This is a genomic window from Bradyrhizobium sp. CCBAU 11386 (assembly GCF_028128955.1).
Lineage (GTDB): Bacteria > Pseudomonadota > Alphaproteobacteria > Rhizobiales > Xanthobacteraceae > Bradyrhizobium.
Genome location: NZ_LBKA01000008.1, coordinates 27,927 through 45,595, shown reverse-complemented (window position 1 = coordinate 45,595; position 17,669 = coordinate 27,927). Strand labels below are relative to the sequence as shown.

Here is a 17,669-nt window from a genome sequence, read left to right as displayed (position 1 = left end):
TTGCGAAAGGCCTCATCACCGATTCCGCAAACATGATCGATATCGCGGAATTCGCGGTACTTGGCCCCCTCCTTGGCTTCATGGGCAATCGGCTGCGGCGGGAATCAGAGCAGGCGCGGTATAGGCTAGCCCTTCTGCAGTTGATCCTGAACACCGTGACGGAAGCCATGATCGTGATTGACGAGAAGGGCATCATTCGCTCGTTCAGCGCCGCGGCAGTGCGTTTATTTAGTTGCTCTCCGGACGAAGTCGTCGGAACGAATGTATCCAGGTTGCTGCCGGAGCCCTGCCGCGCCGAGCATGACCACCACATCGAACGTTATCTGAGCAATGGCGAGCGGCACATCATCGGCATCGGCCGCATCGTGGTCGGTGAACGGAGCGACAACTCGACCTTTCCGATGGAGCTTGCCGTCGGTGAGGCCAAAGTGCGCGGGGAACGGTTCTTCGGTTTCATCCCAAATCTCACCGAACGGCGAGCGCAGAAACGGCGCTTGCAAGAGCTGCATTCTGAACTCGTGCACGTGTCGCGGCTGACCGCCATGGGTGAGATGGCATCGTCTATTGCCCATGAGATCAACCGGCCGCTCTCCGCAATTACAAACTACATGCGCGGCACAAAGGCTCTGCTGGCGCCCGACAAGCCGGACGCCAATCGCATTGCTGGCGCACTCGAACACGGCGCCCAACTGGCTCTGCGCGCCAACGATGTCATCAAGCGCCTGCGGGAATTCGTTGCCAAGGGCGAGACGGAGCACACGGCGGAGAATCCGCTCACGCTCCTTGAAGAGGCTGTGGCTTTGCCCCTAGTCGGCGCCAAAGTGCAAGCCGGGCGCGTGGCCATCCGCAGCGACCGCAATCTGCCATCAATGATTGTCGACAAGATCCAGATCCAGCAGGTCGCGCTGCACCTGATACGCAATGCAATCGAGCCATGGCTTCCTGCCCGCGCCGCGAATTGACCGTTGAACTTGCCAAGGTCGACAGGTTTGCCGTTGCTGATAAGGGCCCCGGCACCAGCCCTGATATCGCCGACCGCTTGTTCCAGCCCTTTGTCACGACCAAAGAGCATGGCATGGGTGTGCGGCTATCAATCTGCCGGACGATCATCGAGTCACATGGCGGCCACATTGTCCCGGAAGCGAATTCGGGCGGCGGCACGATCTTTCAGTTCACCGCGCCATTTGCGGAGCTTAGTGAAGAGACATGATTGGCCAGCGCATTCTTGTGATCGACGATGACGCGGCGATGCGGGAATCGCTCGCGTTTCTGCTTGATGTTAACGGTTTCTACGTAGCAACCTATGAGACGGCGACCGCCTTTCTCAATGACGTCGCGAGCGGTCCGGTTGACTGCATTGTGTCAGACATCCGCATGCCCGGTATGAGCGGTCTCGAACTGGTCCGCAAAGTGAAGGCCGATCGCGTCGACTGCCCCGTCGTCCTGATAACTGGTCATGGCGACGTATCGCTCGCAGTCGAAGCGATGAAAGCGGGTGCGGTCGACTTCATCGAGAAGCCGTTCGAGGAGGAGGTGCTATTGCGTGCGATCAATAGTGCTTTGGAAGCGCGGCCAACAAGGCAAGCCGATGACGCAGCGAAACTACAGGCGGAATCCCGCCTCGCGGACCTCTCGTCGCGCGAGCGTGACGTCCTGCAGGGACTATTAGCCGGCAAGATTAACAAGGTGATCGCCCATGATCTCGGCATCAGTCCCCGGACAGTCGAGGTTTACCGTGCGAACCTCATGGCCAAGATCAATGTCCGCAGCATGTCCGAGTTGATGCGGATCGCCATTACCGCGGGACTCTAGCAGCAGCGCAAATGGCGCGAATGGCTGATTCCTGCATTCAAGCTGCGCAGTGCAGACGACGAACGGAGGGTTTTTCGGGCGCACGGCACCGAGCCGATCATGTTTTCGGTGACGGCTACCGATGCAACACGGAGAACGGCATAGTTCGGCAATATATTGGTCCATCCTCCAACGGAGCTCCCGGTGCGGGCTGCAGTAAACAATTCGATTTCCTTCGCATATTGGGCACGGGTGCGCATTTTGACGCTATGGCGATCGGTTACGAGAGGACCATCATTCGGTGATTGCGCTAGGCTGGTCGGCAGTCACTTCGGTGTTCGAAATCAAACGGTCGCGTGCGTTGGAGCGGGCCGAAGCGGCACTTCGGGTCTTTGATCTGCGGGCACGGAACCGCCGGCATACCAGCGCACTGAGTGGGGTTCCGGCCGAGGCGCGCCGGATTATCTGCACGAGCGCGCGGGTCTACGACCTAGCCATCGTCACGCAACCTCAGAGGGGCTACGACAGCCACGATAACTCTATTCCCTTCGCCAGGCCGGCGACCCTGTTTTTTACCGGCCATACATCTTCCATGGCGCTTTTTCGATCAGACGAATCGGGATTTGCTCGGGCGGCAGGCGCCGTGCGGCCCGCGCGTTGCACGACCCGATGCCGCTGCTATGTAAAGCAGACGCCCTCACCATCGTCGCGACCGCCGCTCCGGACAAGGTCCCCCCGGAAAGTTCCACCGCCTGTCTGGGTTAGTACCTTGCAAAGCCAGGACTTACTGCAAAGGTCGTCTCACTCCCGACATCCCGGTCAGCGCAGCGCGCCCGCCTATCGCTTGCGGCGGACGAAAGCCTCGACCTGCTGGTGATGGGCGGATACGGCCGCTCTCGGCTCAAGAAAGGCTGCTCGGCGGTATCGCGGGAGATATGCTTCGTGCAATCTACCATTCCAGTCCTGATGTCACAATGAGGGCAAGAATTTCAGATACGGTCAAAACGCCGTCGCAATCGGCGCAATGGCGACGCCAGGCGCGCATCAGGAACAGGAGTGCCGTCTGTCCGGAGCCCTCACGGTTCGCCGGCGCTCCATCGACGAGGTGCGGCCGAGCCCACCGGTGATGCCCCGAGCTTAGCTTCAAGCCAGGCCAGTCACGATTTCCTCCGGCTTCAAAAACGCGGGAGAGTCGGCAAGGCCGGCCGTTGCGCCAGGTCAATATGTCACGCGAGCCAAGCACTATGATCCGGGTGGGCCCCAACTCGGTCCACATGCGCAAGTATTGCATGATCATCAAGCACGTCGACCACGTCGGCCTGCGTACATCGATCAGGATGCTGTCAATATCCGCATCGTCACCTCCGCGGCCGACCGATGCTGACGAGCATCAGAGTCAAGGCGAGCGAACAAGACTTCCTGCGGCGAGCCGAAAGTGGCGGTGGACGCCCGCGTTCGACTTGGCCGGCGCTCTTTACGGGTGCGGCCGTGCGCTTCCGACTGTTCCCATGGTCGCGGCCGACGAAGCCAGCATGCAGCTTCCTAATCCGATTTGAGCATGTTTGAGCAACCAAGGGACCGCGCCGCGGCGCCCATACGAGATGCCCTCCTCACGGGACTTACGTGTAAATACTTAGGGGCTTCTACCTAGGGAAAACATCCAAATTTCCCAGTTTGTCAAGAGCAGTCAATCTGCATCCCATCGCCGCGAGGCCGGAGCAAGCCATATCTCTTCGGCCGGATCGATTTTTGAGGCACAGCTGCTGATGGTGAAGCGTACCGCCCTCATTGTTCGCGCCACTCATGAGAGGGAGCTAAGATGGGAGCTGTGGGACGCGATGGCGCTTGAGCTCCGCCGCTTTCAGGAACATATGATGCTCCTGATCAGCAGCGCTGAAGACCGGATCGTCGCCTTCCTGCTCGATATGTCTCGCCGCGCTATGAAGAACGCTGCCATCGAACTGCCCAGTCACGGCAGGAGGTCGTCGATTATCTTGACTTCACGATCGAACCGGTGTCGCGCACCTTTACCCAACTTGAGCAGAATGGCGTGATCGCCCTGCCGACATCACGCCGACTGGAGCTTCGTACAGATTGCCCAGGAGCTTTGTGCAAAAACCTAGGTTAAGTTGATTTATGCCAGCTCGAATTGAAGCGCACTACGTTTTTGCGTCGAACAGCGCGGACAAATTGCAGCGCAGAAGGACACCGAATTCGGCTTAGGCGATCTGGCAAATGGCAGAAACGCGTCCAGCCTACATTGTTCCTCTAGGAGTACGGCAATGATCATCGATCTTTTGGTTCGAGAGCATCGCAATATTGATCTGCTTCTGGTCGCTCTTCAACGCGAATTGGAGATTTTTGAGAAAGGGATCCGTCCCGACTATGAGGTCATTCGCGCGATTATCAGCTATTTCGAGGTTTACCCGGAGGTGTACCATCATCCACAGGAAGACTTGATTTTTTCCAAGCTCAAGGTTCGCGATCCGGATGCGGCTGCAATCGTCGGCGATCTCGCGCTTGAACACCAGGAAGTCGTCGACCGTTTGCATCACTTCGCGCAAGCTATTGATGCCATCCTCGCGGATCGTGAAGTCCTTCGGCAAAACGTCGGCAATATCGTACGCGACTTTATAGTACGCGAGCGGCACCACATGATGTGGGAAGAACGAGATTTCTTTCCCGCCGCCCTGAAGGCTCTCTCGGCTCAGGATTGGACCGAAATCGCCTCCGCCCTCACCGATGATGGAGATCCGCTATTCAGCGAGACAGCGGCAGCGACTTCCGATGCGCTAAGAGCGCATATTTTGCAATTGGAGCAAGAAGCTGAGGCCGAACGGAGCTCGGTCGCGTTTTCGTCCGCCAAGGCCGGCAACCCGCGACACGGCGCCGAGACGGATGGGGCGTATTGACCGCTGCCGTTTCACAGCAGGAAGTGGACCTCATGCTTGGGGTGCTCGCCGGCGCGCAGGCTGCCGTACTGCGAAAATGGCTTCGGCGCAATATTCGCTTCCTCGACCACCGGTGCAAACGGCATGGCCGAACTTCCTGAGGTTTTGTTCCGGCACGTTCCACACTGGGACCGTTGCAGGTTCGGCATGCGCAGTAATATCGCACTAAACGGACGCCTCTCATTTCCGCCGACCGATAAGGACGGACGATTGCGGCCTCGGGGGCGGCGAAACACTCCCATTCCTTCCCCGCCCGGCATGCTCTGAATCATCCTGGTTCGGCTCACTGGACGCCAACTGCCACGTCCCGGTACGTTCAGCAAAACAGCAAGGCGTTGGATGTCGATCGCCTCGCCCAGTTCTAGCGGCATTGGATCACAACGAGCTGTGGGGCTCCGCATCGTAAGGATGCTCATTCCTGGCGTGTGACCGCTTCATCGGGATCCAAAATACGATGTATGCCGCGTGCAGCATGCCCTACCAATTGCGCTGTGGAGTGGCCATAGCCATCAGCAAGACAGATATTTTGAGGCAGCGCAAAGCTTCTCCGGGCGTGTCCGATAATCGGACCCAGAAAGCAAGAAAGGCATCCGAATGCGACCGGACCTGGCACAATCCTAAGGGCAGCATCGCCTACCGCGCTACACCAGCTATCTGACGTCCCCGCATTTCTCAGCGTCAGTTCGCGAATTGGACTATCAAGGGTGGCTCAAGTCCTTGGGCGGGCGGCAATCCGCCTCGATCTACGTGCACCTGCATTTGGTCGAAGCATGTGCTGATACAGCGGCTGCCAGACGTCAGTCACGAAACGCGGCGAGCCGATCGCGATCTATGCCTTCGGTCGATCGGTCACGCCGCGCCCGCGTCGGCCGGATCAATTTCGACCTGCTCTATGGCCTGTCCCAGCAGACAGTAAGCCTTTATGCCTGGACAGCCAAATGCCTCGAGTTGTATCGGACCGGTTTGCCGCCTTCGGTACGCGCACATTCCTCCATTCAAAAAGCACCACCGCAAGATCGACGAATTCACTCTGCCGGACAGTGTCGAGCGCTACCCCCAATTCGAAACGATCGCGGAAGCTTTAGTTGATGCTGGATACGTACGCATCGGCATCGATCACTTTGCTCTGCCGCACGAAAGTCTTGCCCGGGCGAGGCAGAAAGGCAGGCTGAAGAGCAACTTCCAGGGCTATACTGACGATTGCGCGGACGCCCTCATTGGTCTCGGCGCGGGCGCCATCGGGCGCATGCAACAAGGGTTCGCGCGAACGCTGTCTCGGCAAAGGACTACCTTGCTCACATCACCGAGGATCGGCTCGCCACCGCAAAGGGCTATTTGCTGACGGATGAGGATCGCTTCCGCGCCGAGATCATCGAGCAAATCATGTGCGACATGGCAGTCGATCTCTCAGAGACATCCCGTCGTCACGGTCTGGATCCGAAGTTCGCCGTCGTCGATCGTTCTCGAATCGACAGCCTTATTGCAGATGGGGTCGTGCTGATTGACGATGCCCGGCTTTCCGTAGCTGATGGCGCAGAGTTCCAGTTCCTGGTTCGCATCGTCGTTCGACGCTCATCTTCCTCGGTGCGGGGCTACACACAGTCCGGCGGTCTAAACCGGCTGCGCCGAGCCGAGTCGTGTCGGGTTCGAAATCGCCATCACTTAACTGGCCTATTTTTGGCGCAGGACCACACTCACTTCTGAGTAGCACCCTATTGGCACCCGCCACCTTCAAGTTCGTGACGTTCTCTAACTCGTCCGCTCATAGATCTCAAACAGAGGCCCAAGCCGAAACTGACTATCGGTGGAACCGGTCGACCGACGACTGCCTTAATCAGGGTCCCAATCAACAGTAGCCGCTCATGCATTCGTACGTTTGCGAGATCCTTGGAGCCCGGTTTTTCGTATCGCCGCGGTGATCAAGCATATCGTTTCCAGCCAGGAAGCGCACCAATTTGCGGGTGGCCCCCGCGGCGACCGCCGGCATCACTGCCCCTCGTTGCCGACGTGCTCATGAGCTACAAACCTTCGTGTAGACTTCTAAAACTCAGGCTATACGGTCGCATACCACGGCACAATTGAGCTTACGCTGAGCTTGTGCTTTAACTGGGCTCAGATTTTCGGCGAATGTCCTCGCCGTGATCGAACCGTCGGCTGTCCTCCCTCCGCCGATGGAAGTCGGCGCGATGCGCCAGCGGTCGTTCCTCCCAGACTTTCCTTCCGCCCGGCCCGCCAAGGCCGGGCATTTTTTTGCGTTCCCAAGGCTCCCTCGAGATTATCGAGAGCGCAAATGACCACAAGCGGATCAGCTTTGTCGAGAAAAGGCCCAGGCCCGCGATCAACGGCCTAGCGGATCGGATGCAGCGCGCAATTCGCGGGCGGCAGCGACCATGTTCGCTAGCGCCGGCCGAACCTCCTCCCATTTGCGCGTCTTCAGGCCGCAGTCCGGATTGACCCAGAGCTGCGAATCCCGCAGCCGTGCCCGAGCCAATGCCATCAGCTCCTTCATTTCGCCTGTCTCGGGAACACGTTGAGAGTGGATGTCGTACACGCCTGGCCCGATCTGATTTGGATATTCGTAGTTCCTGAACGCGTCGAGTAGTTCCATTTTCGAGCGCGACGTCTCGATCGAGATGACATCCGCGTCCATTGCAGCGATCGCACCCATGATGTCGTTGAACTCCGAGTAGCACATATGCGTATGAATTTGCGTTTGATCGGCGACGCCAGATGAGCAGATGCGGAAGCAATCCACGGCCCAGTCGAGATAAGCCGTCCACTCCGATCGACGCAACGGCAATCCTTCGCGGAGTGCAGCTTCGTCGATCTGGATCATGGTCGCACCAGCGTTCTCGAGATCGCGGACTTCGTCTCGGATCGCGAGCGCAATCTGGCGGCAGATCTCGCTTCTGGGAATATCATCGCGAACAAAGGACCAGTTCAAGATCGTCACCGGTCCGGTCAACATCGCCTTCATCGGCTTCCTGGTTAGTGATTGCGCGTAGCGCCACCACTCCACGGTGATCGGCTTCGACCGCAAGACATCGCCAAACAGGATCGGTGGCCTGACGCAGCGCGAGCCGTAGGATTGCACCCATCCGTTCGTGGTAAATGCGAAGCCGGCGAGGTGCTCGCCGAAGTACTGCACCATGTCATTGCGCTCAAATTCGCCGTGCACGAGGACGTCAAGACCGATATCCTCCTGCCAACGTACGGCGCGCGCAGTCTCCTCCTTGAGGAACCGGTCGTATTGCTCGTCGCTCATCGCGCCTCGTGCATGCGCTGCACGGGCATTCCGGACCTCTGTGCTCTGCGGAAACGATCCGATCGTCGTGGTAGGGAAAGCCGGTAGTCCGAAACGATTGCTTTGGATCTCGGCACGACGGGCAAATGGGCTGGCGCGCCGGCGCATGGTCTGGTCGATCGCTCTCATCCGGACAGCGACATTGGCATCACGGATTTTCGGGGAAGTCCGGCGGACAGTCGCGGCACATTCCGACTCGGCAAGAGCTAGCGCAGCATTCTGGTCGCCTGCGAGTGCCCGCGCCAGGGTTGCAAGCTCACGCATCTTCTGAACCGAGAAAGCAAGCCAACGCTTGACGTCGGAAGCGAGTCCGGTCTCGAGTTCAACATCGACCGGCACATGAAGCAGCGAACAGGATGGGGCGATCTGTACACGATCCTTGCCAAGCTTCGCAATCGCGGGTTCCAGCCGCTGGCGGAGCGACGACAAATTCGACCGCCATACATTCCGGCCGTCGATGACACCGAGAGACATGACAAGATCACTTCGGCCGCCAGCGATGATCTGATCCAATAACTCTGGCGCTCGAACCAGATCGAGGTGCAGTCCGGCAACTGGAAGGCTCAAGGCGGTGTCCAGATTGTCGCCTAGGTCGCCGAAATAGCTGGCAACCATGATCTTGATGGCCGGCCCCTCCTTCGCGAGCCGGTTATAAGCATGTAGCAAGGATTTTCGCGCCACCTCGCCCAGATCAAGAACCAGGCAGGGCTCGTCGAACTGAACCCACTTTGCCCCGCGTTTGGCCAATTCCTGCAGGACCTCGATATAGACCGGTATCAGATCGTCCAGTAGCGAGAGTGGCTGGAACGCAGGATCGGCACTCTTGCCGAGCTTTAGGAATGTGACCGGCCCGATCAGGACAGGGCGGGTCTGGAAGCCAAGGGCCTTAGCTTCCTCATACTCCTCGATCGGCTTGCGAGAGCACAGTCTGAAAGTCTGTCCCCCGTGAAACTCGGGGACCATGTAGTGGTAGTTGGTGTCGAACCACTTGGTCATCTCCTGCGCGGGTGCGCCAAATCCGCGCGGTCCGTGACCGCAACTCGCATCCTGGTCGTCGCATTGTGAACCGCGGGCCATGGCGAAGTACGTCTTGAGCGAAACGGACTCGGCTTTCGAGGCGTAGATGCCCGGGATGGCGCCAACCATGACACTTGTGTCGAGCACCTGGTCATACAGCGAGAAATCGTTCGATGGAATCACCGTGACGCCGATAGAATTCTGACGAGCCCAGTTCGCGGCACGCAGGCCAGCTGCGTCCTCGAGCAACTGCTGTTCGCTGCTTTTTCCGGCCCAATAGCTTTCGAGAGCGCGTTTGAGCTCGCGCCTTGGACCCATGCGTGGCGTTCCGAGCGTGGCAACCGGAAGGGAGAGAAGAGACATAGCGTTAACCCCATGTTGGGGGCAAAGGCCATGGCGGACGCAGGCAGGGGAAGTCGCGCGTGCGACGGCTGCTTAGCGCACCACCGGGACACCCCGCCCGCGGACGAATAGATGCCGGGGCAGGTCTCCTGGCTCGCGGGTCATCGCTGCTGTCCGGCCTTCCCGAAGCCGCGCAGGCTTCAGTGACATCGTTGGACAGCGGCTCGCCGCTCACAGTTGCGGGGGCAGCGCCGGCATTTTCACCGGCTTCCCTCTTAGCTCCGGATCAAATGCAAACCGGAGAACCTCGACGAGTTGGATTATCGGCAAGAGAACTCTTCCGTCAACCTCTCAGATTATATCTCAAGCTAACGCTGCGACATCTGCTACGGGAATGACGTGCATCTCTTTCGTTGACCACGATGTAGAAGCGCTCTCCAATCAGCGATGTCGGAATGACCATCGGAGCTGCGTGCGCGTGGGGCCGCACGCCAGATCGGTGGAAGGGGCAAATGCGGCTTGCGCGGTCGGGACTGCTGCCTCGAGCAGAACGCATTTGATGCGAGTCCCGGCTTCCCAGCGGTTCATCGAGCACGTCCGCCATCCAACCGCCTTCTCGACCAACAGGATCCGTATTGAATAGGCCTAAGACACCTGGCGAAAGTCAGCAACATACCGGCGAGCAGGTTGATTTGCGGTGCGAGCCAGACTCCAAATGCTCGGCGTAAAGATCGGCTTGGCGTCGTTGGCCATCGAGTGCAAACCGCAGCTGACTGAGGCTGCTCTCGACTTCCGGAGCCGCCGCATATCGCGAAAGGAGCGCCAAACGCGCCGCGGCCCCGTGGCCACAAGCGGCCAAAGGCATGGCAGAGATCGAAAGCCCACATTCCTGCAACCGAACCAAACGGTTCAATGGCGGCAAACGTGCTCCGAATTCTCATCAGGAACTTGGCACCGAAGCGTTCCCCTGCGCCGTCGAATATCCGGTGCGGGACGAGGATCGGTAAGCCGCGATGGATAGGCTGAATGGAACGATCGAAACGTGTGCAAGTCGGAAAGTCGACAAAGAAGACACAAAACCGGTAAGAATTTCCGTCTGTTACCTGGCACGAAGAATGCAAGTCATCGGCATGCCCAGGCCCTCCTGCTGGGCATGTCCAGCACAGCAAATCCGGGCTGTCGCTGGCGACTGAAGTTAGCGGCGCGTGACATAGAGGGGAGCGCCTGCTCGCGCGGGACACCATCGGTCGCCCCGTCGCGTCGACGCTAACTTATTGCGCTCGCGCATAACAGGTTGAAGGTTGCCCGCTTTGAAAGACGTGTTGATGAAAAACCAGATAGGCCGACGGTTGTGAAGAAAATGTCTGGAAGACGCGCGCTATGGTTTTGTCTTGGTCCATCGCTGATCTGCCTGGTCGGACTGGCTGCGACGAGCAACAGTGTTCGTGCCAACGAAAGCGCCCTCGTCGAAAGAGTCAAGTCCACGTGGCGAGCGCAAGACGGTGAGACGATAGAACACATTCTCTCCAACGTCTCGAAGGTCGCACAGTTCGTCCCTCGAACGTGGGGCGTTGCTGAAGGATTTGACCGAGATGAATATGTTTTCGTTTCCTGGACCAGGCACCGGGACAATAAATCAGACGAACAGTACGTTATCACCTGGAAGATCGCATTCGACGGAACGATTCAACTTGCGTCGACCTATGCAAAGCCGATGGAATTGGGCTGGCGCGCCCTGGCGCTCTCGTTGATCGCCAGTGAAGTCGCGGATGGCGAAAGGGACGCAAATCATCGCTTTCTGCATGACCTGGCCAACTTCAACTTTGTCACGACCACGCGAGGTCCGCTCGGCAATCTTCTGCGGCAGGGCCGCTGCACTATCGTCGAACCTGTTGGAGTTGACTACTTGCCGAAGCCGAATGATAAGCCGACCGAGAAAGGGGGTCTGTGGCGCGTTCTGCTTTTGGTGAACTGTAATATCCCCGGGCCCCGCTTTTTTACTCACAACGGGGTCATCATTTTCGAGAAGAGCGAAGGATACGATTGGGAGCCGCAATCCTTCTTTGCCAAGCGTATCGCGGCGTTCCCTCCCGGCTCCTGGTTCGATCGCATAGAGCCGAAGGAATGGGAAGAGTTAGACGGGCGCGACAGGCCTCGGTAAATAGTCGCGCAGAGCAGGATCGCGCCGCAGCTCTTTGGGCGCCGAGCGCCTCAGAGCAACTGCAAAACATATGCGCTCCAAAGTCGCGGTGTTTACGCCTTCGCAACAGTCGCGAGCCTTCGGCCCGTGATCGGAGCGCGCGCAGAACCTATTTCCCTGACCCGTTCGCGGGCTCGATTTTGACAACGACAGCGTTCACGAACGACACGGTCGTGCCGTGGCGCCGCTCACGATGTTGAAGTCACTCGTTCCAGGGCCCACAAGAAGAACGATCAGGCACTCGTCGCGCAAAAGAACGGAGCTATCGTTCGCCGCCTGGTGGGCTACGGGCGGCAGATGACGGGCTGCCCCAGCGAGGCCTGTTCGATATGGGTTGATTTGCCGATGGGACGCCGCCCGTACGGGATGATCAACGATACACGGTGAACTTCAAATTCACGTTCAAGGAGAGCAATGTCCTGCCGTCGCCCGATGAAGCCGGCCATTTTGTACGAGGGCCCGGTCGGATCAGCTGATCTGCTGGGCGAGCATGGAGCACGGCCCGATCGAGCGTCGACGATCGATGATGCTTGCTTCTCAAGAAAAGCGGCAGTTGGTCCGCGTGGCGCGTCAATATGCGGTCAGTACCACGAAAGAGCGGCCGCCCATCGGGCAGCCTGGGTCATGAACAATCCGGTCCGATTATACGAACGGTGCGGCAGCACCACGTACGATTATGTGGAGCTCGGAGGTGCGAAAAGCCATAATGTGATCGGTATCAACGACCATCCGGCTGGCTATACGAAAGAGAGCTCCAGGTTTTGCAGGGTTTGCGCAACGAGATTCCGACTCATTTACGCAGCGAGGGGTGAGCTGAACTCCTTGGCGCCTTTGTCCAAACCGGTCAGAGGAAGCGAGACCATATTTCTACATCGGTCTTTTCGCGACAAGAATTTACGACGAACTGTCATCGCCGTCGTCGAAACCGTCGGCAGCCTTCTGTCTGCCGATGCAGGTTGGCACGAAGCGTAGCAAGGTCGCTCCTCCACGACTGACTTGCGCTCGACCGCCGAAAATTCACAGGCGCTTTTGTTCAAGCGCGTGAGAAACAGCGTTCCGAGGTCCGGCTTTCTCCTGCATCTTCGAGCGATGGGGATCTCCTCCTCAGGTCGTCAGGGTGCAGTGCGCGCCGACTGAGAGAGACCGGCGAACCTCGAAGGATACCGAGACACGCACACCGTAAGAAATCGCTTGAACCTCACGCTGCGTCAGGTCGTAGGTTGGAAATCACGACCAAGCTTTCATAAAGCACACGTCGAACGATGCTGGCCCAATAACGGACATGGTGCGGTCAAGCAGTCGAATGTGGCGGCGCCGGATCGTGCGTGAACATGGACCAAGAGCGAAAGGTTAGTGTCGGGATGAAACACCGCCGAATGATGGTCGCATTGCTCGCCGTCATGACATCTCCGGCTTGCGCGGCGAAACTCAGCGACGCTCCGCGCATCCTCGACGGCAATACGATCGAGATCGAGCAAACCAAAATACGGCTCTTAGGCATCGAAGCTCCTGCGACTGATCAGATTTGCGTCGACGCCCATGGCCGGAAATGGGCTTGCGGCGTAGCGGCTCGCGACGAGCTTATCAAGCATTCAAAAGGACGAACGTGGGATTGTCATACCACAGGAGTTGATGAGTACAGGAGGTCACTCGGCACTTGCTTCATTGAAGGCGAGAATGTGAACGCCTGGATGGTACGCTCGGGCTGGGCACTTTCGTCGGGTCGATCTAGCCCTAACTACGCCATCTATGAGTTGGTGGCGAGCACAGCCGATGCGGGGCTGTGGTCGGGGGCGTTCATAACGCCTTGGGACTGGCGTCGCCGCAACAAGTCGACGATCATCGTCGGTGCGAGCTCGGTTCCGATCGACGCTCGGGAGCTCCTGCTCGGTTCCACTCTGCTATCGGACCCGCCCTCGCCCGAGTGTCTGATAAAAGGCACCGTGGACCGCAACGGCGAGCGCATTTATCACCTGCCCGGACAACTCAGTTACGCACAAATCGACATAACGAAGATGCCTGGTGACCGCTGGCTCTGCAGCGAAGCGGAAGCCGAAGCCACCGGGTGGCATAAAGCCGTGCGATGAGGTGAAGCACATGCATGCAGGCCGTTCTCCGAATATGTCCTATCCGACCAAGATCGCGCCTTCGCGCCGCTCGCTGTTGCTGTTCGCTGTTTCGGCGAGTTGCCTGCGGCTTGCCAACATTGTCGATGCGAAGGAAGCAAAAGCGCCGCCAAAGCCAGATAACCTGCTCTCGCCGGATGCTGCGCTGAAGCGGCTGATGGAAGGGAACGATCGCTATGTCCAGGGCACTTCACGAGGCGACGATTTCAAACGCGAGCGCCAGGTCTTGGTCGATGGGCAAAATCCTTATGCGGCGGTTCTGAGCTGCGCCGATTCTCGCGTGGCGCCTGAACTTGTCTTCGGCAGCGGACTTGGTGATTTGTTTGTCTGCCGTCTCGCCGGCAACTTCGTCAACGATGACACGCTCGCCAGTGTGGAATATGCGGTCGCCGTGCTGAACACGCCGCTGATCCTGGTACTTGGTCACGATCATTGCGGTGCGATAGACACCACGGTCAAGTCGCTCCACCACGATAAGCCACCGCCGGGGCACATTTCATCCCTCGTCGCTGCGCTTGCGCCTGCGGTAACGGCATCTCGCCAGCAAACCGGTGACACGTTCGCCAATGCAACCCGACAAAATGTAGTCGATAATGTCAACAAACTCAAATCGGCGGGCCCGATTCTGAACGCGGCAGTTGAGCAGAACAGACTGAAGATCGTCGGGGGCCTGTATCGGCTCGACACCGGCAGGGTCGATTTGCTGAGCTAACGCTGGCACCTTCGGGCGGCCGGCTAGTCGTTTGCCGCCTGATACAGGGCTTCGGTCGAGTTCTACGTAATCGCTCGTCCATCGGCTGCATCAAATGCACCGAATACAATTCGCTCCACAAATGTCATAGCTTCGGGAAGACCCTTGGTATGCGCGGCCTCTTAATTCTCCTCGTATTCTACGTACTCATGTTGGCAATGCGAGACCGGCACCAAGAAACACTCATACCGCGGCCGACAGCATCCATACCTTCACGTTGATCCGCCAAGCCCACAGAGGTGGTTCAAGAGGCAGATTGCGGTGCGAGGCAGGCGCTGGGGCTGAGCTCTCGTCCTCAGGACACGCGACAATTCCGGCAGCCCCTCACCCGCGATCCGGCAAGTCACCTATGGTCCTGCTTATAATCACCAGCCTCAGTCAGGGCCGAAGATCACATAGAGCAGGATTACGACCACGACCACTGCCCAGCCGGCCGATGTAAAGAAAATTGCTACTCGCGTCGGCATCGGACGATCTCTCCTGCATCAGCCATTTTTGGAGACCGCCAGTCTCGGAAAAGCAGCCTCGTTGCATCTGCTTGGGAACGCCTCGACGTGCCATCCAAAGATCGCTCCTGATTCTGCGCAGGCCGGGCTTGTCATTGCGATTTGAAGTGCGCATCGAAATGGAGCATCTTCGCGCGCCGGCGCGCACCTTTGAAAATCGCTTTGCCGATGCGGACATCAGCCTCATGATCGCGGCTCGCACCGTCATCGCACGTCGCCCCAAGTCTCTTCGACCAACGCATCAATCATGTCGGATACATCAACTTGCCCGACGTTGAGCGTCAGCGAGATCCGCAACCTTGCCGTTCCCACAGGCACTGTTGGCGGCCGTATCCCGCGGATATCAAAGCCGCGCGCCTGTAGTGCAGAGGCGAGCCGCATCGCGCGGCCGTTGTCACCCACGACGTAAGGAATGATCTGAGAGTTCGAACGGCTCGGGCGCCCGCACACAACGAGCTGACGATGTGTAAAGTCGATCAGATCGATAAGGCGTTGCTGCCGCTCGGGTTCCTCCTGCAGGATCAAGAGTGCTTCTCGCACCGCGACAGCCATAAGGGGTGATGGCGCGGTGGCGAACACAAATGGACGGCACCGATTGACCATGAAGTCGCGCAATACGCCGGAAGCAGTGACAAGCGCGCCCGCCGCGCCCAGCGCCTTCCCGCAAGTGTGGATCACCACCAGATCTTCGCGCCTCTCATAGGAAGCGGTGAGCCCCCGGCCCTGCTCGCCGTAAACGCCTGTGGCATGAGCCTCGTCCACGACCAGGAACGCCTCGTAGCGCTCGGCCATTGCGACCAGATCTTTAAGCGGCGCGAAGTCACCGTCCATACTGTAGAGGCTCTCCACCACGATCCAGATGCGCCCCATTCCGCCCTTGGCGCGCCAGTCGCCAATCGTATCTTCAACCGACTGTAGATCATTGTGGGCGCTTATCCGAAACTCGGCTCGACCCGCTCGCGCGGCTTCATGAATGCTGGCGTGCACGAGCGAATCGAGAACGAGCAGATCGCCCCGCTGCGGCAGCGTCGTCAGAACAGCGAAGTTTGCGATGTAACCGCCGCCAAAGAACAGCGCTGTCTCCGATCGGAAGAACTGCGCCGCCTCGGCTTCGAGAGCTTCGTGCTCCTCGCAATTGCCGCGCAGCAGCCGTGACCCACCAGCTCCGATCGGCGTGCCGCCCTCAAGCGCGGTGAACAAAGCCTTTTTCATACGCGGCGCGCTCGCCAGGGCCAGATAATCGTTCGAAGCAAAATCGGTTCCTGCGCGTGGCATTAGGCCGCGCAGTCGATCGCCTCGTCTCAAGGCTTCCAGGGCCGCGGCATAGCTGTTAAGCTTGCCTATATAGGTTGGGTACATTGTTCAATCCGCCCAATGCCATCAATCGTGAAACGACTGTGATGGCTACAAAAGGAAGATGAAGGATCCGCCGTGCACTCCTTCAAGCCGGTCGGACGTAACTGTCTCCCATCAACCAGCACATGCGCGGCCTGCACGTTTTTCCCGCCCCGAAGGACTCATAACTGCAGCCAGTCGCGCGCCCATTAATCGCCACCATGATTGGCGACAGGAGTGCTTCGATTACGTATGTGACCGCGCTTCGGTTTCGATTTTGGCAGGTCACAGCGTGTCCGTTGATCAACGATCCCGCCCCCGCGACAGCGCGCGGTCGAGCCTTCGTCGCACAAACTTGCTCGTGTCACCGGCGCGCGACACATTTGTAGGAAGATCGAACGCGCGTTGGCGAAGCCGGGCGCAGCTGGTGCCATCCGTTATTTGCTGCCGTCCGGAAAACAAGTCTCCTGTTGGGGTGCATGTCGCGACCAAGCGCACTCCTCAACGCCACCAAACGGCACATGCTTGACGCCATTCCAGAGGAATGACGGTTAGGCAGAACCAGCATACCTAGGTCACCCTCGACACGCTCGCCCGTGCCGGTGATGCCGCCACTGCACACCTTGATGCCAGCGCCACGCGGAGACACCTGCGCCCCAGTTCTTTGCCCCTAAGGGCCTTTCCAAAGGCGCGCCGAAGGAAGGAACCGGTGCGGTGCGGGCGATTCCTCCCCGCATGCTTATTTGGCAGATTGCGCTTCGGCAGGCGCGCGCAACCTTCGTACTGACCGGACAAACGCACACTCTCTCAGCGAGAGTGGTCTGATCGTCTCAGAAGCGTACGGTGCGTACCGGAGCGAACTGAGAAGATCTCCAGTTTCGGCATGCCGAACCACCGGCCGTCTTGCCGCGCGTCACGGCAGCCGCACCAGCATTGCGATGCGGCCAATCTCACGATAGTGATCTGACAGATTTGCGACACCAGCTTCGCATCCATGCTAAGTTACATCGTCTCGTTCGCCCAAAGGATGTGGCTCACATCGATGAGATCGTCGAAGGTGTGGCTGTTCTCACCACAATCCCGCATGCACGCCGCTCGAGATCGCACGCAATCGCAAGACGGGCGCGCGTCCGTCCCTTTAGTACAATATTTTCGCTATTTGCACCAGCACACCTGACAATGGAGCCCGATCAGGTCGTGTTGCGCTTAGCAGCCGGGAGACGCACGGGAGTTCAGTCGCTCTACCGGATGGCTGTTGGCCCAAACCGCGACAATCTGGCGACCTTCTCCGCTACCGAGTACGCCGCGGGAAGCGTTAATCTGCTCCGCCGCCATCTCTGCCGTTC

The 17,669-nt window shown here is 58.7% G+C and carries 11 protein-coding genes and 1 riboswitch; of the genes, 9 read left to right on the top strand and 2 right to left on the bottom strand.

Annotation, left to right across the window (positions count from 1 at the left end; all coding sequences use genetic code 11):
* Window positions 1-32: 32 nt before the first annotated feature.
* The 6 genes from XI09_RS02720 (at window position 33) to XI09_RS02700 (ending at window position 6,446) form a co-directional block, all read left to right on the top strand.
* Window positions 33-962: a PAS domain S-box protein gene (locus XI09_RS02720; RefSeq protein ID WP_271565556.1), complete on the top strand. Its 930-nt coding sequence runs from the start codon at window positions 33-35 to the stop codon at window positions 960-962.
* Entirely contained in the window at window positions 935-1,210 is a 276-nt protein-coding gene (locus tag XI09_RS02715; RefSeq protein WP_245570229.1) for an ATP-binding protein, read from the top strand. The genes XI09_RS02720 and XI09_RS02715 overlap by 28 nt, the downstream gene beginning before the upstream one ends.
* Entirely contained in the window at window positions 1,207-1,812 is a 606-nt protein-coding gene (gene fixJ, locus XI09_RS02710) for a response regulator FixJ (RefSeq protein WP_271565555.1), read from the top strand. Before XI09_RS02715 ends, fixJ begins: the two co-directional genes overlap by 4 nt.
* A gap of 1,984 nt (window positions 1,813-3,796) precedes the next feature.
* Entirely contained in the window at window positions 3,797-3,919 is a 123-nt protein-coding gene (locus XI09_RS45920; protein WP_245570234.1) for a hypothetical protein, read from the top strand.
* 154 nt (window positions 3,920-4,073) lie between these two features.
* A complete protein-coding gene (locus tag XI09_RS02705) occupies window positions 4,074-4,703 on the top strand; it encodes a hemerythrin domain-containing protein (protein ID WP_271565554.1) in 630 nt (209 codons plus the stop codon).
* A gap of 1,374 nt (window positions 4,704-6,077) precedes the next feature.
* Window positions 6,078-6,446, top strand: coding sequence for a hypothetical protein (locus XI09_RS02700; RefSeq protein ID WP_271565553.1), 369 nt, complete (start codon window positions 6,078-6,080; stop codon window positions 6,444-6,446).
* Between the two features lie 634 nt (window positions 6,447-7,080).
* Here the strand turns inward: XI09_RS02700 and metE are convergent.
* Window positions 7,081-9,426, bottom strand: a complete 2,346-nt coding sequence (metE, locus tag XI09_RS02695; RefSeq protein ID WP_271565552.1) for a 5-methyltetrahydropteroyltriglutamate--homocysteine S-methyltransferase — start codon at window positions 9,424-9,426, stop codon at window positions 7,081-7,083.
* Between the two features lie 101 nt (window positions 9,427-9,527).
* A riboswitch (cobalamin riboswitch) is annotated at window positions 9,528-9,730 on the bottom strand.
* Between the two features lie 969 nt (window positions 9,731-10,699).
* On the opposite strand from metE, the gene XI09_RS02690 reads away from it, so the two are divergent.
* The 3 genes from XI09_RS02690 (at window position 10,700) to XI09_RS02680 (ending at window position 14,443) form a co-directional block, all read left to right on the top strand.
* Entirely contained in the window at window positions 10,700-11,566 is an 867-nt protein-coding gene (locus XI09_RS02690) for a nodulate formation efficiency C protein (RefSeq protein WP_271565551.1), read from the top strand.
* A 1,415-nt stretch (window positions 11,567-12,981) separates the two neighbouring features.
* Complete coding sequence (locus tag XI09_RS02685) at window positions 12,982-13,692, top strand: thermonuclease family protein (protein WP_271565550.1); 711 nt, start codon at window positions 12,982-12,984, stop codon at window positions 13,690-13,692.
* 10 nt (window positions 13,693-13,702) lie between these two features.
* Window positions 13,703-14,443, top strand: a complete 741-nt coding sequence (locus tag XI09_RS02680) for a carbonic anhydrase (protein WP_271565549.1) — start codon at window positions 13,703-13,705, stop codon at window positions 14,441-14,443.
* Between the two features lie 749 nt (window positions 14,444-15,192).
* Here XI09_RS02680 and XI09_RS02675 read toward each other — a convergent pair.
* Entirely contained in the window at window positions 15,193-16,347 is a 1,155-nt protein-coding gene (locus XI09_RS02675; protein ID WP_271565548.1) for an 8-amino-7-oxononanoate synthase, read from the bottom strand.
* Between the last annotated feature and the right edge of the window lie 1,322 nt (window positions 16,348-17,669).

Bases quoted from the DNA above. Each gene is read 5' to 3' on its own strand.
- XI09_RS02715 (WP_245570229.1), top strand. From the start codon at position 935: ATGGCTTCCTGCCCGCGCCGCGAATTGACCGTTGAACTTGCCAAGGTC.
- XI09_RS02705 (WP_271565554.1), top strand. From the start codon at position 4,074: ATGATCATCGATCTTTTGGTTCGAGAGCATCGCAATATTGATCTGCTT.
- XI09_RS02675 (WP_271565548.1), bottom strand. From the start codon at position 16,347: ATGTACCCAACCTATATAGGCAAGCTTAACAGCTATGCCGCGGCCCTG.
- XI09_RS02685 (WP_271565550.1), top strand. From the start codon at position 12,982: ATGATGGTCGCATTGCTCGCCGTCATGACATCTCCGGCTTGCGCGGCG.
- XI09_RS02720 (WP_271565556.1), top strand. From the start codon at position 33: ATGATCGATATCGCGGAATTCGCGGTACTTGGCCCCCTCCTTGGCTTC.
- metE (WP_271565552.1), bottom strand. From the start codon at position 9,426: ATGTCTCTTCTCTCCCTTCCGGTTGCCACGCTCGGAACGCCACGCATG.
- fixJ (WP_271565555.1), top strand. From the start codon at position 1,207: ATGATTGGCCAGCGCATTCTTGTGATCGACGATGACGCGGCGATGCGG.
- XI09_RS02680 (WP_271565549.1), top strand. From the start codon at position 13,703: ATGCATGCAGGCCGTTCTCCGAATATGTCCTATCCGACCAAGATCGCG.